Genomic DNA, 24,972 nt, shown 5'->3' on the forward strand with positions numbered 1-24,972 from the left:
AGGTAGCCATCCGATGAGCACCGCCGACCCCGCCGAGCAGCCCTCCCGCGTGCTGATCGTCGACGACGAACCGGCCGTCCGCGAGGCGCTGCGGCGCAGCCTGGCTTTCGAGGGCTACCGCACCGAGACCGCCGTCGACGGGCTGGACGCGCTGGAGAAGGTCGGCCGCTGCGACCCGGAGCTGATCGTCCTCGACGTGCTGATGCCGCGCATGGACGGGCTGACCGCCGCCCGCCGACTGCGCGCCACCGGCGTGACCGTGCCCATCCTGATGCTGACCGCGCGCGACACCGTCGGCGACCGGGTCACCGGTCTCGACGCGGGCGCCGACGACTACCTCGTCAAACCCTTCGAGCTGGACGAGCTGCTGGCCCGGATCCGCGCGCTGCTGCGCCGCAGCGCGTACGCCACGGCGGCGGGCGGCGGGGCGCCGGCCGGCGGGGCGGACCAGGGCGCCGGAGACGTCCTGTCCTTCGCCGATCTGCGGATGGACCTGTCGACGCGGGAGGTGACGCGGGGCGCGCGGCAGGTGGAGCTGACCCGCACCGAGTTCACGCTGCTGGAGCTCTTCCTGGCCCACCCGCGCCAGGTGCTCACCCGCGAGCAGATCCTCAAGGCGGTCTGGGGCTTCGACTTCGAGCCGTCCTCCAACTCCCTGGATGTCTACGTGATGTATCTGCGCCGCAAGACCGAACTGGGCGGCGAGCCGCGGCTGGTGCACACCGTGCGCGGGGTGGGCTACGTCCTGCGCGGCGGAGATGGCCCCGGCAGCGGCGGTACGGGCCCCGGCAGCGCCCCCGGCACCGGACGGGACGGCACGCCGTGATCCGGTGGTTCCGGCGGCTGCCGCTGCGGTCGCGGCTGGCGCTGCTGACCGCCGCCGCGGTGGCCCTCGCCGTCGCGATCTCGGCGCTGGCCTGCTGGTTCGTTACCCGCGACCAGCTCGTCGGCGCGCTGGACGACCGGTTGCGGGACGACGTACGGCGGATCGACCTCGGCCGGCTGCGGGACTACGACTGCACGACCGACAGCCAGGGCTCTCGCGATCTGCGGCCCGGCGCGGCCAACGTGCAGGTCGTCCGGAACGACGGCACCCCCTGTGTCGCGCCGGGCTCGGACCGGGTGCGGGTGACGCGCGAGGACGTCGACGTGGCCCACGCCCCGCTGTTCACCGACGCCACGCACGACGGCACCACCGCGGACGGCCGGGAGGTCCGGGTCCGCACCGAGCACGTCCAGGTCAATTTTCCGGACGGCCGGACCGGTGAGCTGACCGTGTCGGTGTCCCGTCCGCTGGCCGAGGTCACCCGGCCGCTGGACACCCTCGCCCTGGTGCTGCTCACCGTCGCGGGCGGGGGAGTCGTCCTCTCGGCGACGGCCGGCCTGTGGATCGCCCGGACCGGCCTGAAGCCGGTGGACCGGCTCACCGACGCCGTGGAGCACGTGGCCCGCACCGAGGACCTGGCGGTCCGCATCCCGGTGGAGGGGGAGGACGAGATCGCCCGCCTGTCGCGCTCGTTCAACGCCATGACGGCCGCGCTCGCCTCCTCCCGCGACCGGCAGCAGCAGCTGATCGCGGACGCGGGGCACGAGCTGCGCACCCCGCTGACCTCGTTGCGTACCAACATCGAACTGCTGGCGCGCAGCGAGGAGACCGGGCGCGCGCTGCCGCCGGAGGACCGCAGGGCGCTGCTTGCCGGCGTCACCGCCCAGATGACCGAACTGGCCGCGCTCATCGGCGATCTGCAGGAGCTGTCCCGCCCGGACGCGGCGCCCGGCAGCGGCCCGGTGCAGGTGGTGGCGCTGCACGAGGTGGCGGACGCGGCGCTGGAGCGGGCGAGACTGCGCGGCGCGGAGGTGACCTTCACCGCCGCGCTGGACCCGTGGTACGTACGGGCCGAACCGGCGTCACTGGAGCGGGCCCTGGTGAACCTGCTGGACAACGCTGTGAAGTTCAGCCCGCCCGGCGGGACGGTCGAGGTCGCGCTGGCCGACGGCGAGTTCACGGTCCGGGACCACGGCCCCGGCATCCGGGAGGACGAACTGCCCCACGTCTTCGACCGCTTCTGGCGGTCCCCGTCCGCCCGCAGCCTGCCGGGCTCGGGACTGGGCCTGTCCATCGTGGCCCGTACGGTCCGGTCGGTGGGCGGCGAGGTGGCACTCCGGCCCGCACCGGGCGGGGGCACGGTCGCGCGGGTCCGGCTGCCGGGGGCGGCCGCCCCTTTCTGACCTGCCCCTTCTGACCTGCGCTTCTCTGATCCGCAGTGCAGTGCAACTAACCAATGGAACAGGTTTGTTGGCCTGGATTCCGGCTTGTTTCCTGTGACAGGCTCACAGCGAATTGGCTTTACCTGTGACAAGGAATCCGGTGCGAAAAATCCCTGTCCGGGACGATCAACGCCGACATGACCACCAGGGCCACCGTCGGGGGCGAGACCTCGACCGGCAAGGCCGTGCTCAGCGAGGGCGGGCAGCGGCTCACGCTCACCTGGGACGACGGCAGTCCCAGCGACGTGTTCACCCGCAAATAGCCCGCACAGCACCGGCGGCGACCGCCCTATTCCTTCGCCTTGCCGAAGTCCAGGTGGTCGCCGGCCAGGTCGGCGTGGATGCCGTCGCGCTCGACGGTGATGTTCCGCAGCCGCAGATCACCCGCCTTCTCGGGGAGCTGGAAGGAGAGCGCCAGCCGCTCCGACAGCTCCGGCGGCTGGAGCCGGGTCAGGGCCGCCGCCAGTTTCGGGTCGATGCCGATCCGCTCGAGCACCCATGGGTGCTCGGTGACCGCGTCGACCAGGTTCACCCGCATCAGAGCCTCGACGAACCGTGGCGAACTGGTGATCTCGTGCAGCCGCGCGTCGTTGTGCAGCGCCTCCGCAGCCACCTGGTCCGGCACGCCGAGCCGCCGCGCCAGCGACGGGACCGCAAGCATCGCCTTGGCCTTGCCCGCGTCCTGGGCGATCCGTTCGGCGCTCTCGCGGTGCAGCCGCAGCCCGGCGTGCTTGCCCGGCCGGTAGGTCGCCACCTCCGGGATGTCGAGCCGCATGCCGGTGATGTCGGTGGAGATCCCGCGTGCGCCGTCGCGCTTGATGCGCGCCTTGGCCCGCACCTGTACCTCCTGCCCGGCCACCGGCAGCTTCCCCGCGGCGAGTACGGATTCGGGGCCGTGGCCGGTGAACCGCACCTGGGAGGCCCCGAGTTCGCGGTTCATGTCGTCGAAGGACAGCAGGACGTCGCCGTCGAGGCTGTCGACGGTGGCGCCCTCGACGGAGTCGGGGAGGCTGCCGACGATCCGGATGTCCCGGGCGCTGGCCCGTACCTGCGCCAGCGAGACCCGGTCCGCCGGCACATCGGGGATGGTGACGTCCACCTGGTCCAGCCGCCCGTCCAGCACCTGGGTCAGGAACGGGAAGCCCCTGATCTCCACCTCGGGCGCGGCCTCCAGCCCGAGCTGCTTCTGCACCCGCTGAGCCGCTTCCCGTTCCGCGTACATCACGGCGCAGCGGTCCGCGAGCACCAGGATCACGGTGCACGCGGCGGCGGCGATCACCAGCTTGAGGAGCAGCGAGACCCCGGACAGGGGGCGGCGGCGGCCGCGCTTGCGCTTGCGGTGGTTGGGCGGCGACCAGGGTGCTTCGTCTTCGGCCTCCGCCTCGTCCGGCTTGAGACCGAGGCCCAGCGGATCGTCGGGGTCGTACGGGTCGGCGAGCTCGGCCAGTTCGTCGTACGGGTTGCGGGGCGCGAGCTCGTCAGTCGCGGGAAGCTGGGGAAGCGGCTGCGTGACGTCCGGAAGCGGCGGAGTGGATATGCGCGTGGGGGTTCGCATCGGCCAATCCCACCATGCGAGACCACATCGAACGCAAGTTGTACCGCCAGTAGGTGGTGAACGGCACGATGCGATTCAGCCGCCGCGACGCGGGCGTCGCGGTCCAGTCGTCGGACATGCTCCGGCGGCGGACCGGCTCCGACGTGCGGTGGATGCCGCCCGATGCCCGTAGTCCTTGGGGTCCATACGTGAGGGCTGACCTCCCGACCTGCGGAGGACGCGGTCGGCAGGGGACGGAAGTTAACGTGCCGTCATGACCAGAACCCGTCGCGCGGCGCTCGCCGCCGTCCTCGTCGCCGCCGTGTCCCTGCCGCTCGCCGGAGCGGGCGCGGCGTCGGCGGAAACGCGTACCGCCGCGTCGTCCTCGACCGCCGCGGCCACGGCCGCCACCGCCCAGGACATACGGTCGAACCAGGACATACGCCTGGAACTGCCGCGCCTCAGCGGCCCGTACGCGGTCGGCCGGGACACCATCCATCTGACCGACCGGTCCCGCCCGGACCCGTGGGTGCCCGAGGCGAAGGCCCGCGAGCTGATGGTCGACCTGTACTTCCCCACCCGCCCCGGCACCGGTCGCGCGGCCCCGTACATGACGACGGAGGAGGCGCGGCTGCTGCTGGAGAGCCAGGATCTGGACGAGGTCGTACCGCCCCGGACGGTGAGCGCGACCGGCACCCAGGTGCGCGCCGGGGCCCGCCCGACCCACGGCAGGTTCCCGCTGGTGGTCCTCTCCCCGGGCTTCGGCATGAACCGCGCCACGCTGACCCACCTCGCCGGTGAACTGGCCAGCCGGGGCTACGTGGTCGCGGCGGTCGACCACGCCTACGAGTCGCTCGGTACGCGCTTCCCCGGCGGGCGGGTGCTGACCTGCGTGGCGTGCGACAAGGTGAAGGAGACCGGGATCGCCCGCGTCCCCGAGGTGCGCGCCGCGGACGTGTCCTTCCTCCTCGACCGGCTCACCGGCCGCCACCCGGCCTGGCGGCACGCCGGGCTGATCGACCCGAAGCGGATCGGCATGGCGGGCCACTCCATCGGAGGCGCCTCCGCCGCCGAGACGATGGCGACGGACCGGCGGGTCCGCGCCGGGATCAACATGGACGGCACGTTCGCCGCCCCCGTTCCCGAGAACGGGCTGGACGGCCGCCCGTTCATGATGCTGGGCACAGACGACGAGTGGCACCGGCCGGGCGGCAAGGACAAGACCTGGGACGAGACATGGCCCCGTCTGGACGGCTGGAAGCGCTGGCTGACGGTCGCCGGCTCGGGCCACATGACCTTCACGGACCTGCCGATCCTGGGCGACCAGCTCGGCCTGCCCGACCCTGACGCACCGCTGTCGGGCAAGCGCTCGGCGGAGATCACCCACGACTATGTGGCGGCCTTCTTCGACCTGCATCTGCGGGGCGAGGCGCAGCCGCTGCTGGACGGGCCGTCGCGGGCGAACCCGGAGGTGAAGTTCCAGAACCCGTGAGCCGCGACCACCCTTTGCCCCTTGCCCCCTCGCCCCGCAAACCCCGTGCGGCGCACATCCCCTCGATGTGATGACTCTCGGCAATTGTGTGGCGACAGTCCGTGCTCGGGCGTGAGGATGGATCTCGCAACCGCCGTATGGGGCGAGCGTGTCGCGGCCGTTCCCGCTGCCCGGGAACGGCCGCGACGCGTGCCGACGGCCGAGAAGGGGACCGCATGGCAGACCAGGCGGCACGGGCAGAGGCCGACGCGGAGAAGCCCGGAGGGAAGGCCGCGGAGAAGCCCGAGGAGGAGTCCGCGGTGAAGCCCGGGGAGGAGTCCGCGGAGAGGGCCATCGCCACCTTCGGGTTCATCAGGCCCCCGGAGGCGACGGTGATCGAGCCCGCGCCCAGGCCGGACGCCATGTGGGCGCTGCCCAACGGCACCGCGTGGGTGTACTACGGCGACGGACACGACGAGCTGGTCCGGCCGGTCATCCTGGCCGACGGCTTCAACTCCGGGCCGTCCGACCTGAACGGATTCTGGGAGGCCGTGGAGCGGGGAGCGTACCCGTTCGCCACCGAACTGCGGCGCCGCGGCCACGACCTCGTCCTCGTCGGCTACGGCGAGCGCAGCCGCTCGATCCTGGAGAACGCGGAGGCCGTGCGGTCCGCAGTCCTGGAGTCGATCGCGCGGCGGCGCGGCGACGCTCCCCTGTCCGTCGGCGGGTTCGGCATGGGCGGCCTGGTCGCCCGGTATGCCCTGGCGGGGATGGAGCACGAGCGCGTCGACCACCAGACGGCGGTCTACGTCTCGTACGACAGCCCCCACCGGGGCGCCTGGGTGCCCATCGCCCTCCAGGCGTTCGCGCACTACATCCGGCCCCTCAAGTCCGGCTTCTCCCGCCAGATCAACAGCGATGCCGCGCGCCAGCTGCTGTGGCGGCACATCCCGGAGGTGGACAGCCCGCCGAACGAGCACGACGAGCGGAAGAAGTTCCTCGCCGCGTTGCGCGAGGTCGGCTGGTGGCCGATGCGGCCCGTCAAGATCGGCGTGGCCAACGGCCGGTCCGACGGTACGGGCAACGGCATCCCCGCCGGCGCGGAAGCGCTCAAGGCCACCGGCCTGGTGTTCCGGGGCACCACGCTGTCCACCCAGGCCGCGGGTGACGGCGTCGCGGTCGGCGAGCTGCGCAGCATTCTGGCGCTCCCGGCGACGGTGAAGACCAACGGGCTGCCCGAACTCGACGGCGCCCCGGGCGGCACGCTCGACTCCTTCGGCATCCTCGCCGACGAGTTGAACAAGCTCGGCCGTGCGACGGTCGACTGGCGTTCGGTGTGCTTCGTGCCCACCGTCAGCGCCGTGGCGATCAGGGACCTCGACAGGCAGGACCATCTGTACATCGACGTGGACTCGCTGCCGCCGGGACAGAGCGAGCTGGACGAGTTCGCGTGCGCCTCCGAGAACGGGGGACACGCCGTCATGACCGAGGAACTGGGCGGCTGGATCCTCGACCGGCTGCCGAAGTGATCCCGGCCGGGAAGGTCCACCTCCCCGGCCGGGCCACCTCGTGGGACTACCGCTGCGACAGATCCGATGCCGTCGTACGGAACCGGGCGATGGTTCCGTCATCGCTCCAGCGCCGCAGTCCGGCCTTCTCCAGCACGCGGACCGAGGCCGGGTTCGACAGCTCCACGTCGGCCCGCACCGTGTGCACATCCGGCGCGGTCAGGGCGAACTCCACGACGGCCCGGGTGGCCTCCGAAGCGTAACCGCGGCCCCGACGCGATGCGACGACGCCGTAACCCACCTCGATGGAGCCCTCGCTGGGCGGCCAGAACAGTCCGATGGCCCCGACCACCAGGCCGCTGGCCCGCTCGATGATCTGCCGGTGACCGTACTCGTTCAGGCCGCCCGGGTGCTCGGTGAGGAATCCGGCGATGACCCGGTCTCCCTCGGCGGGGAAGTCCTCCGCCCAGTGCGCCGACCGGGCGTCACCGACGACGGCGGCGAGTTCGGCGGCGCTCCATGGCCGCAGCACGAGACGGTCAGTGGTCAGATCCGTACCGGTCGAAGAGAAAGATGACACGCGACACTCCTGGTCGTTTCAGACGACCGGGCCGCTGATCTACCCTCGCGCGACCCGGACATGGGCATGCTGACGAAGCGTCTGGCGGGCCATATTCATCAACCTCCCTTGTCCCGGTGGCAGTCGCGGACTTCGCGCGCCGACGGATCGTACCAAGGGGCCGCCGTCCCGGACGGCAGCCCGTCGTTACGCTGCACGGATGCTGGCATACGACGAGCTGACGCCGCCGGAACGGGAGTTGTGGGACGCCTTCCCGGCCGGGCGCTGGGTCGACCTGCGGACCGGTACGGCGGAGGCCGACGATCCGGCGGGCGGCGACCGGTGGGGGCCGGAGCGTACGGTCCGGGCCGAGGTCATCGCCGCGCTGCTGCTCGGCGCCAACGCGGCGCCGGCCGGTGCCGTCGCCTCGCTGCGGCTGGCCGGGGCCCGCATCACCGGGCGACTCGACCTGGCCGGGGCGGAGATCAGCCACACGCTCTGGCTCAAGTGGTGCCGGCTGGAGGAGAGGGCGAGCTTCTACGGGGCCTCGACGCGGACGATCCGGATCGTCGACAGCCGGCTCCCCGGCCTCAACGGCGGGCTGGCCCGTATCGAGGGCTACCTCGATCTGGCCCGGTCCACCGTGGACGGCTCCGGCCTGTCGCTGGTCAACACCCATGTCGCGGGAGAGCTGAGCCTCAACCGCGCGACGATACGGTCCCCCGGTCGGTGGTCCGTGTTCGCGGGCGGGCTCGTCATGGGTGGCGCGCTCTTCGCCAAGGGGCTGCGCACCGACGGCGGACTGCGGCTGCTGGGTGCGCAGTTGCCCGGTGGGTTCTACCTGGCGGACGCCCGGCTCGGTGACACCGACGGGCTCACGCTCCTGATGGACAACGCGACGGGGTCGACCGTGCGGTGCACGGACGGCTTCACCGCGCGGGGGACGGTACGGCTGCGGGGCGCGCAGATCGCCGATCTGGTGAGCTTCGAAGGGGCCCGGCTGCGGGGTGCCAAGAAGGCCCTGGTGTGCATAGGGATGCGCTGCGAGGACCTCGATCTGGCCTTCGGTGAGCGGCCGTCCGGGGCGCTGGACCTCCGCAGCGCGCAGGCCACCTGGTACCAGGACACCGAGGACACCTGGCCGGAGGTCCTGGAGCTGGAGGGCTTCTCCTACGGCTCGGCGCGGTTCGAGAGCGTGGATTCGTCCTTCCGGGACGACGTGGCCCGGCGGCTGCGCTGGGTCCGACACAGCCCGCGCTACCACCCGCAGCCGTACGAGCAGCTGGCGAGCTGTTACCGGCGGCTCGGCCATGACGACGAGGCCCGCCGGGTGCTGCTGGCCAAGCAGCGGCACCGCCGCCGGACGCTGCACCCGGCCGGGCGGGCATGGGGCCGGCTCCTCGACGGCACCGTCGGCTACGGCTACCGGCCCTGGCTGGCCGGGATCTGGCTGATCGCGCTGACCCTGCTCGGCGCCCTGGTCTTCCGTACCGCCTCCCCGGTGCCGAACAAGCCCGGCGAAGGGCCGCCGTTCAACGCCTTCGTCTACACCCTCGACCTGCTGATTCCCATCGGCGGTCTCGGTCAGCGCGGGGCCTGGCACTTCCCAAGCGGCGTCCCGCAGGCCCTGTCGTACCTGCTGGTCGCCCTGGGCTGGATGCTCACCACCGCCGTGGTCGCCGGTGTGACCCGCATGCTGAATCGGAACTGAAACCGAAGGGCCGGGGCTTGAAGCCCCGGCCCCCGGTAAGCCGTAGCGGTGCTACTTCACGACGGTGATGCGGTCGGCCTTCGGCGGGGCCAGCGGGGACTGCGCCGAGGAGTGCGCCCCCAGGTAGGTGTTGAGCACCTCAAGGTCGGAGGCCCCGACCAGCTTGTTCTTGCCTTCCTTGAAGGCGGGGAAGCCGTCGCCGCCGCCCGCGAGGAACTCGTTCATCGCGACGCGGTAGGTCTTCGACGGGTCGATGGGCTGGCCGTTCAGCTTGACCGAGTCCGTCACGATCCGGTCGGCACCGGTCTTCGTCAGATCCAGGGTGTAGGTGAAGCCGTTCGACACCTGGAGGATCTTCGGGTCCGCCTGGTTCGGGCCGCTGACCTGCTGGCGCAGCGCGGTCAGCAGCTGCTCGCCCGTCAGGTCGAGCGTGGTCATCATGTTGGTGAACGGCTGGACCGTGAAGGACTCGCCGTAGGTGACCACGCCGTCGCCCTCGCCGCCCGCGGCCTTGTACGCGAGGTCGGAGCGGACGCCGCCCGGGTTCATCAGGGCGATCTGGGCACCGCCCTTGTCGGCGGGTGCGAGCGCCTCGAGCTGGGCGTCGGTGATCAGGTCGCCGAGCGGGGTCTCGGGCGTGGTCGCGCCCCGGCCGGCGATGTCGGCCGAGATGTGGCCGACGGGCTTGTTCGCGATCGGCGCGGCGAGCTTGCCCCAGCGCTCGATGAGCGCGGTCATGTCCTTGGCCTTGGGCTGCTCGCGGTCGACCACGTGGTTGGCCGACTTCACGCTGGTGCGCACGATGTCGCCGGTGCGGCGGTCGTAGGTGAGCGTGGTGTCGGTGTAGAGGCGGCCGAAGGAGGCGGCGGAGGTGACGGTGCGCGGGGTGCCGGACGGGTCCGGGATGGTGCACGCGTACGCCTGGTGGGTGTGGCCGGTGACCAGCGCGTCGACCTTCGAGGTCACCTTCTTGGCGATGTCGACGATCGGGCCGGAGATGCCGTTGCCCGGGCCGGGGCTGTCGCAGTCGTAGTTGTACGCGCCGGAGGCGGGCATGCCGCCCTCGTGGATGAGCGCGACGACGGACTTCACGCCCTTGCGCTCGAGCTCCTTGGTGTACTTGTTGATCGTCTCGACCTCGTCGCGGAACTTCAGTCCCTTGATGCCCTCGGCGTTGACGACGTCCGGGGTCCCTTCGAGGGTGACCCCGATGAAGCCGATCTTCACGCCCTTGTGCTTCCACACGGTGTAGGGCTTGAGGAGGGGCTTGCCGGTCTTCTCGTTCACGACGTTGGCGGCCAGGTACGGGAAGTCCGCGCCGGCGAAGGTCTTGCCTTCCTCGAAGCAGCCGTCCTTGGGGTGGCAGCCGCCGTTCTGCATCCGGGCCAGCTCACGCGCGCCCTCGTCGAACTCGTGGTTGCCGACGGACGTGACGTCGAGGTCGAGCTTGTTCAGGGCCTCGACGGTCGGCTCGTCGTGGAAGAGCCCGGACAGCAGCGGGCTGGCGCCGATCATGTCGCCGGCCGCGGCGGTGACGCTGTACGGGTGGCCCTGGCGGGCCGTGCGCAGCGAGGTGGCGAGGTACTCGACGCCGCCCGCCGGGATGGCCTTGGTGGTGCCGTCCGGCTGGACCTCGGTGACGTTGCCGGAGGACCCCTGCGGCGGCTGGAGGTTGCCGTGCAGGTCGTTGAAGGAGAGCAGCTGCACGTCGACGGTGCGGCCGGGGTACGCCCGCTCGACGGCCCTGGCATCGGCGTCGGAGGGGGTGCCGGCGTCGGCGGGTATCGCGAGGGCGAGCACACCGGCGGTGGCGGCGAGGGCCCCCACCGAGGCGGCCAACCGGCGTGAGGGTCGTCGGCGTTGAGGTGTAGCTGGCATCTGCTCCCCTTGTGATGCGCGGAACTGTTGCGTACAGATCAGGTACGGGTCGGCGGAAGCTTACGGTCCACGCGCGTAGCGCGGCAGGGGGGACGAGGTTACGAGCTGGTTGCGTGTGGTGGCCGGTCCCGGGGTGGCAGGGGTTCTCGGCCATGCGTTGGTCATGCGGGCAGCGGGGCCGGGTCGGTCGTAGGCTCGGCCTTATGGATCACGTGCTGAACGAGACGGTCGGCGGGCGGCCGATCGAGGTCGTCGACGAGCTGACCCCCGACATGGCGCGGCGCGTGCTGGAGCTGGTCTCTGAGGCCGCGCGCACCGATGGGCAGCCCGCCGTGTCGGAGCAGGGGCGGCTGCAACTGCGCGGGCGGCGGCCCGGGGTGCGGCATCTGCTGCTCCGCGACGAGCTGGGGGAGCTGGTCGGCTACGGCCAGCTGGAGGACACCGATCCGGTGGAGGCCCCGGCGGCGGAGCTCGTCGTCCACCCGGCGCACCGTGGCCGCGGTCACGGCCGGGCGCTGGGGACGGCGCTGCTGAAGGAGTCGGGCAGGCGGCTGCGGGTCTGGGCGCACGGCGGCCACCCGGCCGCCCGCCACCTGGCCCAGTCGCTGGGCATGGCGCTCTTCCGCGAACTGCGCCAGATGCGGCGGCCGCTGGCGCTGCCGGGCACCGCGGCGGCGGCCGCGCTGGGGCCGGGGCTGCCGGAGATCGCCGAGCCGGTGCTGCCGGAAGGGGTGACCGTACGGACCTTCCGGCCGGGGGAGGACGACGCGGCGTGGCTGGCCGCGAACGCCGCCGCCTTCGCGCACCACCCCGAGCAGGGCTCACTGACCCAGCGCGACCTGGACGACCGCAAGGCCGAGCCGTGGTTCGATCCGGAGGGCTTCTTCCTGGCCGAGCGCGGTGGCGAGCTGGTGGGCTTCCACTGGACGAAGGTGCACGCGGAAGACCGGCTCGGTGAGGTGTACGTGGTGGGCGTGCGCCCGGACGCCCAGGGCGGGGGGCTGGGCAAGGCACTCACCGCGGTCGGGCTGCGGCACCTGGCGGCCCAGGGACTGCCGACCGCGATGCTGTACGTGGACGCGGACAACAAGGCGGCGGTCACGGTCTACGAGCGGATGGGGTTCACGACGCATGAGGTGGACCTGATGTACCGCACGGAGACGTAGCTCCCCCGGTCTCCTTCCCCGGCGCTGCCGCTGGGGGTGCCCCCAGGGGTGCCCCCAGCGTGCACGGCCCCTCGCCGGGAGGCGGAACCCCTGCGGGATGCGCCGCGATTTCCTACGCGCCATGTCTCCGTTACCGGCGATTCAATCTTGGTTGCGAGCATCGCTGAATGCAGCCCGCCGCGCCCACGCCCAGGCCCCGGAGGCTCCGAGCCGCCCCGGAGCCGTCTTCCGGCGCGCCCGACACGCCCGGGACGCGGAAGAATAAGTACATGAACCAGCCCAGTGGCCAGGCGTCCGTCCCCTCGCAGCCTCCGCAGTCCCCGCAGCCGCCGCACCAGCCGTCGGTCGGTTCCATCGCGGCGCACCGGCCCAACGCCGTCGCCGCACGGCACGTCGGCGGGCTCGACCCCGACCTCGACGCCGATGTGGACGGCTACGAGCTCGGCGAGCTCGACGGGCAGAGCGAGGACGGCGACGGGCCGTACGGGGGAGAGCTGCCGCAGGGCCGGTTCCTGGACCGCGAGCGCAGCTGGCTGGCGTTCAACGAGCGGGTGCTGGAGCTGGCGGAGGACCCGGCGACGCCGCTGCTGGAGCGGGCCAACTTCCTCGCGATCTTCGCCAGCAACCTCGACGAGTTCTTCATGGTGCGGGTCGCCGGGCTCAAGCGGCGGATCGCCACCGGGGTGGCCACCCGCTCCGCCTCCGGGCTCCAGCCGCGCGAGGTGCTGGACCTGATCTGGACCCGGTCCCGCGAGCTCATGGCCCGGCACGCCGCCTGCTTCCAGCAGGATGTGGCCCCGGCCCTGTCCGATGAGGGCATCCACCTGATCCGCTGGCCGGACCTGACGGAGAAGGAGCAGTCCCGGCTCTTCACGCTCTTCCGCCAGCAGATCTTCCCGGTCCTGACGCCGCTGGCGGTGGACCCCGCGCACCCGTTCCCGTATATCTCGGGACTCTCGCTCAACCTCGCGGTCGTCGTGCGCAACCCGGTCAGCGGGCACGACCACTTCGCGCGTGTGAAGGTCCCGCCGCTGCTGTCGCGGTTCCTGGAGGCGTCCCCGCAGCGGTACGTGCCGCTAGAGGACGTCATAGCGGCGCACCTGGAGGAGCTGTTCCCCGGCATGGAGGTGCTGGCGCACCACATGTTCCGGGTCACCCGCAACGAGGACCTGGAGGTCGAGGAGGACGACGCGGAGAACCTGCTCCAGGCGCTGGAGAAGGAGCTGCTGCGGCGCCGCTTCGGGCCCCCGGTGCGGCTGGAGGTCGAGGAGTCCATCGACCCGTACGTGCTGGACCTGCTGGTCCGCGAGCTGAAGATCTCCGACGCGGAGGTCTACCCGCTGCCGGGCCCGCTGGACCTGACCGGGATGTTCGGGATCGCGGCGCTGGACCGGCCGGAGCTGAAGTACCCGAAGTTCATCGCGGGCACCCACCGCGATCTGGCCGAGGTCGAGTCGGCGTCCGCGCCCGACGTCTTCGCGGCGCTGCGCGAGCGCGATGTGCTGCTGCACCACCCGTACGACTCCTTCTCCACCTCCGTGCAGGCGTTCCTGGAGCAGGCCGCCGCCGACCCGGACGTGCTGGCCATCAAGCAGACGCTGTACCGGACGTCCGGCAAGTCGCCGATCGTCGACGCGCTCATCGACGCCGCCGAGTCCGGCAAGCAGGTGCTGGTGCTGGTCGAGATCAAGGCGCGCTTCGACGAGCAGGCCAACATCAAGTGGGCGCGGAAGCTGGAGGAGGCCGGCTGCCACGTCGTCTACGGCCTGGTGGGGCTGAAGACGCACTGCAAGCTGTCGCTGGTCGTTCGCCAGGAGGGCGACACGCTGCGGCGCTACTCGCACGTGGGCACCGGCAACTACCACCCCAAGACGGCCCGGCTCTACGAGGACCTTGGGCTGCTGACCGCGGACCCGCAGGTCGGCGCCGACCTGTCCGACCTGTTCAACCGGCTCAGCGGCTACTCGCGGCGCGAGAACTACCGGCGGCTGCTGGTCGCGCCCAAGTCGCTGCGGGACGGGCTGGTCTCCCGGATCGCCAAGGAGATCACCCACCAGCGCGCCGGCCGGCCCGCGTACGTGCGGATCAAGGTCAACTCGATGGTCGACGAGGCCGTCGTCGACGCGCTGTACCGCGCGTCGCGGGCGGGCGTGCCGGTGGACGTCTGGGTGCGCGGCATCTGCGCGCTGCGGCCGGGCGTGCCGGGGCTGTCCGAGAACATCCGGGTACGGAGCGTGCTCGGCCGCTTCCTGGAGCATTCACGGGTGTTCGCGTTCGGGAACGGCGGTGAGCCTGAGGTGTGGCTCGGCAGTGCCGACATGATGCACCGGAATCTGGACCGCCGGATCGAGGCGCTGGTCCGGGTCGCCGACCCGGCCCACCGAGCCAGCCTCAGCAGGTTGCTGGAGACCGGTATCTCCGACTCCACCGCTTCCTGGCACCTCGGCCCCGACGGCGAATGGACCCGGCACTCCGTGGACGCGGACGGGCAGCCGCTGCGGAACGTGCAGGAGATGCTCATCGACGCCCGGAGGCGCCGACGTGGTTCAACGACATGACGTGCGACGACCTGACCTGCGCCGACCTGACCTGCGGCGCGAGGACGCGCGCCGCGGGGACGTGCGGAACCAGGACCCGGCGCGCGATGACCCGGCCGAGGTTACGGGGGCCGGGGCGGGGGCGACGGGCGGTCGGTCGGCGCCCGGCACTCCGCCGACCGATGTCTTCGGCCACGGGGGGTACGGCATGGGCGACACGGGGGAACAGGGGGAGCGCATGAGGGGGGCCGCCGCGCCCGCGGGGGCGCCCGCGACGCCATTGGCAGCCGCCACGGCGGGCGAGGTGCTGGCGCGCTATCTGAACGCGCAGGCCGGGGAGTTCCTGCGCAGCCTGAGGCTGCACCGCGAGAGCGGGGCGGATGTGGCGGAGGCGGCGGAGGCCGCCCGGCAGCTGCGCCGCTCGGCCCGCCGGATCAGCGGCGCGCTGCACGCGTACCGGCCGCTGACGGACAGGGTGTGGGCGGACCAGCTCCGCACCGAACTGGCCTGGCTGTCGGGCACGCTCGCCCTCGAACACGCCTACGCCGCCCGCCTGGCCCGACTGCGCGGCGCCCTGCACCGGCTCTCGGGTGCGGGGATCCCGGCCCAGGACGCGTACCTGGCGCCTCCTCGCGGCGAGCCGGACCCTTACGCGGAGCCGTATGGGCCGAACGAACCGTATGGGCTGTACGAGCCGGAACGGCCGGCCGCGCCGGCCGCGGGAGCGGCGTCCGACGCGGCGGGCGCTGACACGGGTCGCCCGGTCGGGGCGGGTGCCGGAGGCCCGGCACCGGGTGTCCGCGCCACGAGCCGCGGCGCCCGGCGCGGAGTCTCCCTCACCGCGGCCGACCCGGTGGCCCCGTACGGGGCCTCGCCGAGTGCCGACGCGGGCAGGAGCGCCGAGGCCGGGGCCCCGGCCGGCCCGCGGCCTGCCGCGCGGGGCACCGCGGGGGCGGGCGAGGGGGCGCACAGCCCGGGCGCCGAAGAAGGCGCCCGCTCGCAGACAGCCCCCGCGGCCCCCCAGGGCGCCGCACTCACGACGGCTGCGGACACCGACCCGGCCGCTGCCTGGGTGGACGAGACCTCCGGTGAGAGTGCCGGGGACGCGGAGGGCGCCGGCTGGTCGGGCGAGGCCGAGCACGGCGCGGCACGCCCCGCCCGCGTGGCGCCGCGCGGTGGGCATGGTGAGCCCGCGGGGGCGGCGGCGGGGACCACGGTAGGGGCCGCGGCAGGGACGACTGGTGCGGCCGACGGACGTGATGAGGCCGCCGGGGCAGCGGCAGAGGGCGGTGCGGCCCGGGGTGCACCCGCAAGGGGCGGTGTCGCCCGGCGCGGCGGGCGTGGTGAGCCCGCCGGGGCGCCGGGAAGGGCCGGTGCCGGGCGCGGCGGAGGGCGGTCGGGCGAGCCCGGCGGGGCGCTCACCGTAGGCGCCGCGCGGGCCGGGGCACTGCTGGAGCGGCAGCTCACCCTCGCCCGGACCCGCGCGCACACCGCCGCGCTCCAGGCGCTCGGTTCCGCCCGCTTCCACGCCGTCGCCGACGCGGTCGCCCTGCTCGCCTCCGATGTGCCGCTGGATCCCGACACAGCGGCACGCCCCGCCGAGCAGGTCCTGTCGCCGCTCGCGGAGCTGGCGCACCGGCGGCTCGTCGAGGCCGTGGACGCGCTGCCGCTGGGCCGGGCCGGGCATCCGTACAACGCCGAGGCGCTGGTGCACGGCCTCGCGGCCACCCCGGCGGCCGACGCCCCGCCCGCCAGCGAGCGGCAGGACGCGCCCTGGCACCAGGTGCGGCAGCTTGTACGGATGCGGCGTTACGCGCTGGAGGTGCTGGACGAGGGCCGGTACGCGGAGTGGGCGGGTCCGGTGGAGGCCGAACCGTCCCTCTCCGTACGGCTGCTGGCCGCCGCGCGGGCCCTGGAGCGGCACCGCGACGCCTCGGAGGCGTCGGCGGCCGCCGCGGCCGCCGCCCGTACCCCGCGCATCGCTCCGGCCACCGCGTACGCGCTCGGTGTGCTCCACGCCGACCAGCGGCACGAGGTGGAGGCGGCGCGCTTCGCCTTCGGCCGCGTCTGGCAGCGGATCGCCGCCGCTGCCGCCACCGCGACGCCCGCGCCCCCTTGATCGGTAATCTGCGGTCCGGAATTCGTGATCCGTGATCTGGAATCCGTGATCTGGAATCCGGACTCCGGTACTCGAACAGGAGGAGGCACCCCATGGCCTCGGCGGCCCAGCCCTCGCAACCCGACCCCGCCCCCGGCGCCCGCCCCATACGGGCCGCAGGGTGCGTGCTGTGGCGGCGGTCGCCGCGCGACGGGCGGCTGGAGGTCGCGCTCGTCCACCGCCCGGGCTACGACGACTGGTCCCACCCGAAAGGCAAGCTCGAACGGGGCGAGGACCCGATGCGCGGCGCCGTGCGGGAGGTGCTGGAGGAGACCGGGATGAGGTGCACGCCGGGCGCCCCGCTGCCGACCGTCCGCTACACGGTGCGGGGCCGCCCCAAGGAGGTCCGGTACTGGGCCGCCGAGACGACGGACCCCGACGACGCCTTCCTCCCCAACCAGGAGGTCGACCGGCTGCTGTGGCTGCCGCCCGCCGCCGCCCGTGGCGTCCTCACCTACGCGCATGACCGGCTGCTCGTCGACGCGCTGCTCGACCGCCTCGACGACGCCTCGGGCGGGACGCGGCAGTGACCGCGGGCGCCGGGCCGTGACCGCGGAACCCGGGCCGTGACCGCGGGCCGCGGCGGTGCCCACCGCCGCGGCCACCGCCGCGACTACCGCCGTCGCAGCGTCTTGTCGGCCAGCGCCGGCGGCACGTAGTAGCTGTCCGCGCGGTTCAGGTCGGTGCCCGGCGGCACGATCTCGTCGATCCGGTCGAGTACGTCCCCGCTCAGCACCACGTCCGCCCCGGCCAGCAGGTCCTCCAACTGCTCGTACGTACGCGGACCGATGATCACCGAGGTGACGGCCGGGTGCGACCGGACGAACGCGGTCGCCAGGTGCGGCAGCGAGAGCCCGCTCTCCGCCGCGAGCCGCGCCAGCTCGCCGACCGCCTCCAGCTTGCGCGCGTTCTCCGGCAGCGAGGGGTCGAACTTCTGCCGCTCCAACGACCTGCGGCCATCGGCCAGATCGATGTCGGACGCCTTCGTGTAGCGGCCGGACAGCCAGCCCGCGGCCAGCGGCCCCCAGGTCAGCACCCCCATCCCGTACTTCTGCGCGGTCGGCAGCACCGCCGCCTCCGCGGCACGCGCCAGCATCGAGTACTGCGGCTGCTCGGAGCGGAACCGGACATGCCCGCGCCGGTCCGAGACCCACTGCGCCTCCACGATCTGCTCCGCGGGGAACATCGAGCTGCCCACCGCGCGGACCTTTCCGGCGCGTACCAGATCGGACAGCACGCCCAGGGTCTCGTCGATGTCCGTGTGCGGGTCGGGGCGGTGGATCTGGTAGAGGTCGATGTGGTCGGTGTCCAGGCGGCGCAGGCTGTCCTCGATCTCGCGGGTGATCCACCGCCGCGAGCCGCCGCTGTGGTTGGGCTCCTCGCTCATCGACTCGCGCGCCTTCGTCGCCAGCACCACCTCGTCGCGGCGGCCCTTGAGCGCCTTGCCGACGATCTCCTCCGACTCGCCGCCCGAGTAGATGTCGGCGGTGTCGATGAAGTTGATACCGCCGTCGAGGGCCCGGTGGATGATCCGCGCGGCGTCGTCGTGGTCGCTGTTGGCCCAGCCCCCGAACATCATCGCGCCGAGCGCGTACTCGCTGACCGAGATGCCGGTGCCGCCGAGGATCCTGCGCTGCATGGTTCCGTCTCCCGTACCTGTTCGCTGATTGCCTGGCCGTGTCTTCCGTTGCGTGATCCACCCTCGCGTGCGGTGTCGTGCGGCGACAGGCCCGCTTCAACCTGGGTCCGGCAGGACCACCTTCGGCGGCCTGCCGCGATAATGGACCGATGGTGTTTTCCGAACCGGAGATCAACGCGTTCCTGACCTCACGCCGTGCGGCGCTTGACCCGGACTCGGTCGGGCTGCCCGAGGGAGTGACCCGGCGCCGGGTGCGCGGGCTGCGCCGCGAGGAGGTCGCCCAGCTCGCCGGGATCAGCGTCGACTACTACACCCGCATCGAACAGGGCCGCGCCCACGCCATCTCGGACGCGGTCCTCGACGCCGTCGCGCGGGCGCTGCGGCTGACCCCCGCCGAGCACACGTACCTGCGGAACATCACCCAGATGCGCCGCCGGGTACCGGGCGGGAGCGGCGGCGCCGGGGGCGGCTGCAGTGTCGCTACGGGGCCGCACCCGGGCGAGCGCGCGGCGCGGCAGCGGGTACGGCCGCAGGTCCGGCAGCTCCTGGACGCGCTGGACGACACGGTCCCGGCGTTCGTGTACGGCCCGGCGATGGACATCCTGGCCTGGAACCGGCTGGCCGGACTGGTCGGCTTCGACCTGGCCGCGATCCCGGAGGCCGAGCGCAACGCGGCCCGGCTGGTCTTCCTGCACCCGGACGCCAGGGATCTCCACCCGGACTGGGAGCAGCTCGCGGAGGAGACGGTCGCGGCGCTGCGCGCGGAGGCCGGGCGCCACCCGGAGGACCCGTGGCTGTGCCGCCTCGTCGGCGAACTGCTGGAACGCAGCGACGACTTCCGCCGCCACTGGGAGGCGCAGGCGGTGACGGAGCGCACGCACGGGACGAAGCGCATCCGGAACCCCCGGGTGGGGGAGCTGCGGGTGACGTACGAGGTGCTGCTGCTGCCGACGGACGAGGGCCAGATGCTGTGCACGTACACGGCGGAGCGCGGCTCCCGTACGGAGCGTGCTCTGCGGGCACTGGCGGCCTCGGGCGCCACGGCGCCGGCAGAGGCGACGGCGGTCGACGGGGCGGCGGTCGACGAGCCGAGGGACGTTGCGAGCGGCGTCGAGGCGAGGGGCGCGGCGGAGGCGGCCGGGCGCGCGGAGGCCGCGGTGCGGGTCGGGGCGCGCTGAGCGGCCCGCGTCACCTCACCGTGGGCGCCGCCTGTGGGGCCAGGGCCTCCCAGGCCACGGTGACCTCGCCCTGCCGCCACCGCCGCGGCCCGTCTGTCAGCGGCCAGTCCGCGCGCAGCGCCGCGCAGGCGCGGACCCAGCGCTGACGCGCGCTGAGCGACGCGTACGGGGCGGCCGCCGCCCAGGCGCGGTCGAAGTCGCGCAGGAACGCGTGGACGGGCTCGCCCGGCACGTTGCGGTGGATGAGGGCCTTGGGAAGGCGTTCGGCGAGGTCGGAGGGGCGGTCGAGGGAACCGAGCCGGGCGGCGAAGGTGACGGTCGCCGGCCCTTCCGGGGTGAGCGCCACCCAGACGTGCCGCCGCCCTATCTCGTCGCAGGTGCCCTCGACGAGGAGCCCGCCGGGCAGCAGCCGCGCGCAGAGCCGCCGCCATGTCTCGGCGACCTCCTCCTCGTCGTACTGCCGCAGCACGTTGGCCGCCCTTATGAGGGCGGGGCGGGCGCCGTGTCCGGAGGGCAGCGGCACCTCGAAGCCGCCGTGCGTGAAGGTCAGGCCGTCGCGCTCGTACGGCTTGGCGGCGGCGACGCGGCCGGGGTCTATCTCTATGCCGACGACGCGGACGCCGGGCGTCCCGTGCGCCCCCGTCCGCAGCCGGTCCAGCAGCTCGACGGCGGTCCAGGGCGCGGCCCCGTACCCGAGGTCGACGGCGACGGGCGCTGCGACGCGGCGCAGGGCGGGGCCGTGGACGGCGGCGATCCAGCGGTCCATGCGGCGCAGACGGTTGGGGTTGGTGGTGCCGCGGGTCGCCGATCCGACGGGTCGGGTCGGCGAGGGGGTGCGTGCGGCCATACGTATGACTGTAAGCGGCCGGGGCGCGTGACTTTAAGCGGCCGGGCGTGCTCCCGGACACCCGCGCGCCCGCCGGACACCCGCGCCAGCCGGACACCCGCGCGGGCGGGCCAGGCCGGGCCAGGCCGAGGTCGCGGGGCCGGAGCGCCGGGCGAGCGTGCGCGGGGGCGGCGAGGCCGGAGTGTCAGGCCCACGCCCCCGCGGCCGCCGCCCGCTCCGCGTACGCCGTGAAGTCCGCCGGTTCCCGGCCCAGCACGCGCTGGACCCCGTCCACCGGCGCCGCCGTGTATCCCGTCCGGTGCAGGGCGAACAACGCCCCGAACGCCTTCGCCGCCTCCTCCGGCCACCCCTCGGCCAGCAGCTCCGCGTGGTACTCCTCCGGCGTCAGCTCCACGTACGCGATCTCCCGGCCCGCCGCCCGCGCGATCGTCCCGACCGCCTCGCCGAACGACAGCCCGCGCGGCCCCGACAGGTCGTAGACCTCCCCGGTGTGCCGGTCCCCGGCACCCGTCAGCAGTGTGGCGGCCACCTCCGCCACATCGTTCGCGTCGATGAACGGCTCGGGGGTGGACCCGATCGGCAGGGCGAGCCGGCCGTCGCGGAGCGGCTGCCGCCACACGTCTTCGTCGAAGTTCTGGTTGAAGTTGTTGGGCCGGATGATCGTCCACTCCACGCCGGATCCGCGTACGGCCCGCTCCGCGGCGGCCATGCCCGCGCCGAAGTCCGGGCCGACCCGGTCCAGGCCGCGCCCGGACAGTGCCACGAAGCGGCGCACCCCGGACTCGACCGCGAGCGGCACGAACTCCTCCACCGGGGCGGCGTCCTCCGGCGCGACCAGGTACACCGCCGAGGCGCCGGCCAGCGCGGGCTTCCAGGTGGCGGGTGCGGTCCAGTCGAACCGTACGTCGCTGGAGCGGGAGGCCGCCCGTACCGCCGCGCCCTGCGCGCGCAGCCGCTCCACCACCCGGCGGCCGGTCTTGCCGGTGGCGGCGAGGATCAGGATGTCGCTGTCGTGCTTGCTGTCTGTCGTCATGTCAGCGAGTCAACCGGGCGGAGGCGGCCGGGCACATGGCTGCTCGTACGGCATGCATGTGTGTGCGTACGGGGATTCGAACGGCCCGCATAGGGTGAGGTCATGGACCCGTTCGACGATCTGCTGAGGGGTGTGCGCGCCGACGGCGCGGTGTTCGGGCGGTCGGTGCTGGCACCGCCGTGGGCGCTGAGATTCACCGACGGGGCGTCCCTGACGCTGTGCGTACCGCTGCGCGGTGAAGGCTGGATCGTACGGGAGAGGGGTGCCGACGCCGGCGAGGCCGCCGGGAGTGCGGCGGGCGGGAGCGGCACGGGGCAGGGGCCGTGGCGGATACGGATGGGCGAGGCGGCGGTCGTGCGCGGTCCCCAGCCGTTCGTCTTCACCGACGACCCCGCCACCGTCGCCTCGGGGGCGGCGACGCCGCGCGAGGTGCGGTGCGGGGACGTGTGGCCCGGCGAGCGGGCGGGCCGGGACGTGGCCGGTGAGCTGGCGGGGGACGCGGCGGCGCGTACGGTGCTGATGGCGGGGGCGTACCACGTACGCGGCGAGGTGCCGGAGCGGCTGCTGCGGGTGCTGCCACCGGTGCTGGTGGTGCCGGACGACCATGACTGCACGGCGATGCGCGACTACCTGGAGGCGCAGCTGCTCGAGGGCGGCGCGGGCGGCGCGGGTCGGCAGATCGTGCTGGACCGGCTGCTGGACTGGCTGCTGGTGTGCACGCTGCGGGACTGGTTCGCCCGCCCCGAGGCGGAGACGCCCGGCTGGTACCGCGCGCTGGGCGACGAGGTGGTGGGCCCTGTGCTGCGCGCGCTGCACGAGGCCCCGGGCGAGCCGTGGACGCTGGCGTCCTTGGCGGACCGGGCGGGGGTCTCCCGTACGACGCTGGCGAAGCGCTTCCACGACCTGGTCGGCGAGCCGCCGCTGGCCTACCTCACCCAGTGGCGGATGGCGCTGGCGGCCGACCTGCTGGTGGAACCGGCGGCGACGGTGGCGTCGGTGGCGCGCCGGGTGGGGTACGCGGACGCGTTCGGCTTCAGCGCGGCGTTCAAGCGGGTACGGGGCGTGAGCCCCAGCGCCTTCCGCGCCCGCCCACCCGCCATCAGCCACGCCATCGGCCACGCCATCCCCTGACCGCGACTGAACCCATGGGGACGGCCCCGGACCCCCGCCCCTGCCCGGGGCGGGGCTCCGTATCCGCGCCCCCGCCCGGGAGGGCATACGTCACGCTTTGGCAAAGCGGAAATGGGAGCCGACGGTTCCGGCGTTGACCCCTTGGAGTGGACGCCCGTCCGGCGCCCGGCAAGGAGGATCGCGCGGTGAGCCAGTACATATCCCGGCTCGGCAACCTGCGAGGCCGTACCCAGGGGCGCGGTCCCGGGAGCGGGGCCGCGCCGCCGCATCAGCGGCTGCGGTGGCACGGCCGACGGCCCCGCCGTATCGCCATGCTCAGCGTCCACACCTCACCCCTCCACCAGCCCGGTACCGGCGACGCCGGCGGGATGAACGTCTACATCGTCGAGCTCGCCAAGCGCCTGGCCGCCCTGAACATCGAGGTCGAGGTCTTCACCCGCGCCACCACCGGCGCCCTCCCGCCCGCCGTCGAGCTGGCCCCCGGCGTCCTGGTCCGGCACATCGACGCCGGCCCCTACGAAGGGCTCGCCAAGGAGGAGCTGCCGGCCCAGCTGTGCGCCTTCACCCACGGCGTCATGCGGGCCTGGGCCGGGCACCGGCCCGGCTACTACGACCTCGTCCACTCCCACTACTGGCTCTCCGGCCATGTCGGCTGGCTCGCCGCCGAGCGGTGGGGCGTGCCGCTCGTGCACGCCATGCACACCATGGCCAAGGTCAAGAACGCCGCGCTGGCCGAGGGCGACACGCCCGAGCCCGCCGCCCGCGTCATCGGCGAGACGCAGATCGTCCGCGCCGCCGACCGGCTCGTCGCCAACACCGAGGAGGAGGCCGACGAGCTGATCCGGCACTACGACGCCGATCGCGGCAAGGTCGCCGTCGTCCACCCCGGCGTCAACCTCGACCGGTTCCGCCCGTACGGACCCGAGGTCCCGCCGCAGCGGTACGGCGCGCGGGACGACGCGATCCGCACCGGTGCGAGCCGCCCGGACGCGACCCGCGCGAACACGATCCGCACCGACACGATCCGCACCGACGCGAGCGGCGCCACCGCGCGCGACTTCACCGCGAGCCGGATCGCCGCCGGCCGCGCCGCCGCCCGCGCCCGGCTCGGGCTCCCGGCCGACGCCGTCATCCCGCTCTTCGCGGGCCGTATCCAGCCGCTCAAGGCGCCGGACGTCCTGCTGCGCGCCGTGGCGATCATGCTGGACGAGGAGCCCGCGCTCCGGTCCCGGCTCGTCGTACCGGTGGTCGGCGGGCCCAGCGGGACCGGGCTCGCCAAGCCCGAGCGGCTGCAGAAGCTCGCCGCGTGCCTCGGCATCAGCGACGTCGTACGCTTCCGCCCGCCCGTCGGGCAGGACCAGCTCGCCGACTGGTACCGGGCCGCGTCCGTCCTGGTCATGCCCTCCTACAGCGAGTCCTTCGGGCTGGTCGCGATCGAGGCGCAGGCGTGCGGCACGCCGGTCGTCGCGGCGGCGGTCGGCGGACTGCCCGTGGCGGTACGGGACGGCGTGTCCGGATTCCTGGTCAGCGGCCACGACCCCGCCGACTACGCGCGCGTGCTGCGCCGTTTCGCCGCCGGGGCGGCGGGGGCCGAACTCGTCGACCGGATGGGCGCCGCCGCCGCCCTGCACGCGCAGTCGTTCGGGTGGGACACGGCCGCCGCGGCGACGGCGGACGTCTATCAGGCCGCGATGCACGAGCGTCGTCGCCTACGATCAGCCCATGCCCATGGGTGACGCGGACGCCGACACGACAACCACCAGCACGAACACCGGTACCGGTACCGGTACCGGTACGGGCGCGAGCACCGATGCCGGCGCCCCCACCGGTGCGGGCGGCGGAGCCGCCGCCGTCATCGAGCGGACGCTCCGCGACGCGGAGCTGGAGTGGGAGAGCGGGGCCGACGGCGCCTACGTCGTCACGCTCCCCGGCATCCGCAAGCTCTCGACCACCTGCGCGCTGCGGCTCGGCAAGCACTCCCTCTCCGTCAACGCCTTCGTGATCCGGCACCCGGACGAGAACGAGGCGGCCGTGCACCGCTGGCTGCTGGAGCGCAACACCAAGCTGTACGGCCTGAGTTACGCGGTCGACCGGCTCGGCGACATCTACCTCGTGGGGCGACTGCCGCTGTCCGCGGTCACCCCGGAGGAACTGGACCGGCTGCTGGGCACGGTCCTGGAGAACGCGGACGGCAGCTTCAACACGCTCCTGGAGATGGGCTTCGCGACCGCGATCCGCAAGGAGTACGCCTGGCGCACCTCACGCGGCGAGTCCACGCGGAACCTCGAAGCCTTCGAACACCTGACCCGCGACCTGACGGACTGACGCGGCCTCGGTTGTCTGTGGCCCCCGCT

Annotated in this window: 20 protein-coding genes and 1 pseudogene; 15 read left to right on the forward strand and 6 right to left on the reverse strand. The window is 73.5% G+C overall.

The genetic code is table 11. The features are described from left to right. Positions 1-13 precede the first annotated feature (13 nt). The 3 genes from ACQUSR_RS18250 (at position 14) to ACQUSR_RS18260 (ending at position 2,531) form a co-directional block, all read left to right on the forward strand. Positions 14-826 (forward strand): response regulator transcription factor, encoded by an 813-nt coding sequence (locus ACQUSR_RS18250; protein WP_431043629.1) that lies wholly within the window; start codon positions 14-16, stop codon positions 824-826. Then, positions 823-2,229 (forward strand): HAMP domain-containing sensor histidine kinase, encoded by a 1,407-nt coding sequence (locus ACQUSR_RS18255; RefSeq protein ID WP_431043630.1) that lies wholly within the window; start codon positions 823-825, stop codon positions 2,227-2,229. The genes ACQUSR_RS18250 and ACQUSR_RS18255 overlap by 4 nt, the downstream gene beginning before the upstream one ends. Positions 2,230-2,405: 176 nt before the next feature. Continuing rightward, the gene (locus ACQUSR_RS18260; protein WP_431043631.1) at positions 2,406-2,531 is read left to right on the forward strand and encodes a hypothetical protein; all 126 of its coding nucleotides are present in this window, start codon (positions 2,406-2,408) and stop codon (positions 2,529-2,531) included. 26 nt (positions 2,532-2,557) lie between these two features. Here ACQUSR_RS18260 and ACQUSR_RS18265 read toward each other — a convergent pair whose 3' ends face one another. Next, positions 2,558-3,823 carry an LmeA family phospholipid-binding protein gene (locus tag ACQUSR_RS18265; protein ID WP_431043632.1) on the reverse strand — a complete coding sequence of 422 codons (1,266 nt, stop codon included), beginning with the start codon at positions 3,821-3,823 and terminating at the stop codon, positions 2,558-2,560. A gap of 253 nt (positions 3,824-4,076) precedes the next feature. Between ACQUSR_RS18265 and ACQUSR_RS18270 the strand changes: the two genes are divergently transcribed. Together ACQUSR_RS18270 and ACQUSR_RS18275 are read left to right on the forward strand one after the other, a co-directional pair. Further along, positions 4,077-5,294 (forward strand): alpha/beta hydrolase family protein, encoded by a 1,218-nt coding sequence (locus ACQUSR_RS18270; protein ID WP_431043633.1) that lies wholly within the window; start codon positions 4,077-4,079, stop codon positions 5,292-5,294. A 215-nt stretch (positions 5,295-5,509) separates the two neighbouring features. Further along, complete coding sequence (locus tag ACQUSR_RS18275; RefSeq protein ID WP_431043634.1) at positions 5,510-6,802, forward strand: esterase/lipase family protein; 1,293 nt, start codon at positions 5,510-5,512, stop codon at positions 6,800-6,802. A gap of 46 nt (positions 6,803-6,848) precedes the next feature. On the opposite strand, the gene ACQUSR_RS18280 is transcribed toward ACQUSR_RS18275, so the two are convergent. Beyond that, positions 6,849-7,361, reverse strand: coding sequence for a GNAT family N-acetyltransferase (locus tag ACQUSR_RS18280; protein ID WP_431043635.1), 513 nt, complete (start codon positions 7,359-7,361; stop codon positions 6,849-6,851). Between the two features lie 199 nt (positions 7,362-7,560). Here ACQUSR_RS18280 and ACQUSR_RS18285 point away from each other — a divergent pair, with 199 nt between their 5' ends. Continuing rightward, positions 7,561-9,051 carry an oxidoreductase gene (locus ACQUSR_RS18285; protein WP_431043636.1) on the forward strand — a complete coding sequence of 497 codons (1,491 nt, stop codon included), beginning with the start codon at positions 7,561-7,563 and terminating at the stop codon, positions 9,049-9,051. A gap of 51 nt (positions 9,052-9,102) precedes the next feature. On the opposite strand, the gene ACQUSR_RS18290 is transcribed toward ACQUSR_RS18285, so the two are convergent. After that, on the reverse strand, positions 9,103-10,929 hold the full coding sequence (locus ACQUSR_RS18290; RefSeq protein WP_431043637.1) for a bifunctional metallophosphatase/5'-nucleotidase: 1,827 nt from the start codon (positions 10,927-10,929) through the stop codon (positions 9,103-9,105). Positions 10,930-11,132: 203 nt separating this feature from the next. On the opposite strand from ACQUSR_RS18290, the gene mshD reads away from it, so the two are divergent. The 5 genes and pseudogenes from mshD to ACQUSR_RS18315 all read left to right on the forward strand — a co-directional run bounded on the left by mshD (position 11,133) and on the right by ACQUSR_RS18315 (position 17,320). After that, on the forward strand, positions 11,133-12,095 hold the full coding sequence (mshD, locus tag ACQUSR_RS18295) for a mycothiol synthase (protein ID WP_431043638.1): 963 nt from the start codon (positions 11,133-11,135) through the stop codon (positions 12,093-12,095). Between the two features lie 269 nt (positions 12,096-12,364). Beyond that, positions 12,365-14,653, forward strand: a complete 2,289-nt coding sequence (locus ACQUSR_RS18300; protein WP_431043639.1) for an RNA degradosome polyphosphate kinase — start codon at positions 12,365-12,367, stop codon at positions 14,651-14,653. A 217-nt stretch (positions 14,654-14,870) separates the two neighbouring features. Beyond that, positions 14,871-15,218 (forward strand): annotated as a pseudogene (locus ACQUSR_RS18305) (CHAD domain-containing protein); the annotation flags it as partial. Between the two features lie 99 nt (positions 15,219-15,317). Then, positions 15,318-16,751, forward strand: a complete 1,434-nt coding sequence (locus tag ACQUSR_RS18310; RefSeq protein WP_431047669.1) for a CHAD domain-containing protein — start codon at positions 15,318-15,320, stop codon at positions 16,749-16,751. Positions 16,752-16,843: 92 nt separating this feature from the next. After that, positions 16,844-17,320 carry an NUDIX hydrolase gene (locus tag ACQUSR_RS18315; RefSeq protein ID WP_431043640.1) on the forward strand — a complete coding sequence of 159 codons (477 nt, stop codon included), beginning with the start codon at positions 16,844-16,846 and terminating at the stop codon, positions 17,318-17,320. 83 nt (positions 17,321-17,403) lie between these two features. Here ACQUSR_RS18315 and ACQUSR_RS18320 read toward each other — a convergent pair whose 3' ends face one another. Beyond that, positions 17,404-18,429: an aldo/keto reductase gene (locus ACQUSR_RS18320; protein ID WP_431043641.1), complete on the reverse strand. Its 1,026-nt coding sequence runs from the start codon at positions 18,427-18,429 to the stop codon at positions 17,404-17,406. Between the two features lie 149 nt (positions 18,430-18,578). On the opposite strand from ACQUSR_RS18320, the gene ACQUSR_RS18325 reads away from it, so the two are divergent. Beyond that, positions 18,579-19,607 (forward strand): helix-turn-helix domain-containing protein, encoded by a 1,029-nt coding sequence (locus tag ACQUSR_RS18325; RefSeq protein WP_431043642.1) that lies wholly within the window; start codon positions 18,579-18,581, stop codon positions 19,605-19,607. Between the two features lie 10 nt (positions 19,608-19,617). Here ACQUSR_RS18325 and ACQUSR_RS18330 read toward each other — a convergent pair whose 3' ends face one another. Both ACQUSR_RS18330 and ACQUSR_RS18335 read right to left on the reverse strand, forming a co-directional pair. Next, positions 19,618-20,454: a class I SAM-dependent methyltransferase gene (locus tag ACQUSR_RS18330; protein WP_431043643.1), complete on the reverse strand. Its 837-nt coding sequence runs from the start codon at positions 20,452-20,454 to the stop codon at positions 19,618-19,620. A 184-nt stretch (positions 20,455-20,638) separates the two neighbouring features. Next, positions 20,639-21,487: an NAD(P)H-binding protein gene (locus ACQUSR_RS18335; RefSeq protein ID WP_431043644.1), complete on the reverse strand. Its 849-nt coding sequence runs from the start codon at positions 21,485-21,487 to the stop codon at positions 20,639-20,641. A gap of 102 nt (positions 21,488-21,589) precedes the next feature. On the opposite strand from ACQUSR_RS18335, the gene ACQUSR_RS18340 reads away from it, so the two are divergent. From ACQUSR_RS18340 to ACQUSR_RS18350, 3 genes are all read left to right on the forward strand, one after another. After that, the gene (locus ACQUSR_RS18340) at positions 21,590-22,618 is read left to right on the forward strand and encodes an AraC family transcriptional regulator (RefSeq protein ID WP_431043645.1); all 1,029 of its coding nucleotides are present in this window, start codon (positions 21,590-21,592) and stop codon (positions 22,616-22,618) included. A 185-nt stretch (positions 22,619-22,803) separates the two neighbouring features. Beyond that, positions 22,804-24,354 (forward strand): glycosyltransferase, encoded by a 1,551-nt coding sequence (locus tag ACQUSR_RS18345; RefSeq protein WP_431043646.1) that lies wholly within the window; start codon positions 22,804-22,806, stop codon positions 24,352-24,354. Next, positions 24,347-24,943 (forward strand): YbjN domain-containing protein, encoded by a 597-nt coding sequence (locus tag ACQUSR_RS18350; RefSeq protein WP_431047671.1) that lies wholly within the window; start codon positions 24,347-24,349, stop codon positions 24,941-24,943. Before ACQUSR_RS18345 ends, ACQUSR_RS18350 begins: the two co-directional genes overlap by 8 nt. Positions 24,944-24,972: the final 29 nt, after the last annotated feature.

It is taken from the genome of Streptomyces sp. P1-3 (assembly GCF_050613155.1).
GTDB lineage: Bacteria > Actinomycetota > Actinomycetes > Streptomycetales > Streptomycetaceae > Streptomyces.

What these genes read in the sequence shown, in the direction of transcription:
- ACQUSR_RS18265 (WP_431043632.1), bottom strand. Translation starts at nt 3,823, where the DNA reads ATGCGAACCCCCACGCGCATATCCACTCCGCCGCTTCCGGACGTCACG.
- ACQUSR_RS18260 (WP_431043631.1), top strand. Translation starts at nt 2,406, where the DNA reads ATGACCACCAGGGCCACCGTCGGGGGCGAGACCTCGACCGGCAAGGCC.
- ACQUSR_RS18325 (WP_431043642.1), top strand. Translation starts at nt 18,579, where the DNA reads ATGGTGTTTTCCGAACCGGAGATCAACGCGTTCCTGACCTCACGCCGT.
- ACQUSR_RS18335 (WP_431043644.1), bottom strand. Translation starts at nt 21,487, where the DNA reads ATGACGACAGACAGCAAGCACGACAGCGACATCCTGATCCTCGCCGCC.
- ACQUSR_RS18275 (WP_431043634.1), top strand. Translation starts at nt 5,510, where the DNA reads ATGGCAGACCAGGCGGCACGGGCAGAGGCCGACGCGGAGAAGCCCGGA.
- ACQUSR_RS18340 (WP_431043645.1), top strand. Translation starts at nt 21,590, where the DNA reads ATGGACCCGTTCGACGATCTGCTGAGGGGTGTGCGCGCCGACGGCGCG.
- ACQUSR_RS18270 (WP_431043633.1), top strand. Translation starts at nt 4,077, where the DNA reads ATGACCAGAACCCGTCGCGCGGCGCTCGCCGCCGTCCTCGTCGCCGCC.
- ACQUSR_RS18320 (WP_431043641.1), bottom strand. Translation starts at nt 18,429, where the DNA reads ATGCAGCGCAGGATCCTCGGCGGCACCGGCATCTCGGTCAGCGAGTAC.
- ACQUSR_RS18285 (WP_431043636.1), top strand. Translation starts at nt 7,561, where the DNA reads ATGCTGGCATACGACGAGCTGACGCCGCCGGAACGGGAGTTGTGGGAC.
- ACQUSR_RS18330 (WP_431043643.1), bottom strand. Translation starts at nt 20,454, where the DNA reads ATGGCCGCACGCACCCCCTCGCCGACCCGACCCGTCGGATCGGCGACC.
- ACQUSR_RS18250 (WP_431043629.1), top strand. Translation starts at nt 14, where the DNA reads ATGAGCACCGCCGACCCCGCCGAGCAGCCCTCCCGCGTGCTGATCGTC.
- ACQUSR_RS18300 (WP_431043639.1), top strand. Translation starts at nt 12,365, where the DNA reads ATGAACCAGCCCAGTGGCCAGGCGTCCGTCCCCTCGCAGCCTCCGCAG.
- ACQUSR_RS18315 (WP_431043640.1), top strand. Translation starts at nt 16,844, where the DNA reads ATGGCCTCGGCGGCCCAGCCCTCGCAACCCGACCCCGCCCCCGGCGCC.
- mshD (WP_431043638.1), top strand. Translation starts at nt 11,133, where the DNA reads ATGGATCACGTGCTGAACGAGACGGTCGGCGGGCGGCCGATCGAGGTC.
- ACQUSR_RS18350 (WP_431047671.1), top strand. Translation starts at nt 24,347, where the DNA reads ATGGGTGACGCGGACGCCGACACGACAACCACCAGCACGAACACCGGT.
- ACQUSR_RS18290 (WP_431043637.1), bottom strand. Translation starts at nt 10,929, where the DNA reads ATGCCAGCTACACCTCAACGCCGACGACCCTCACGCCGGTTGGCCGCC.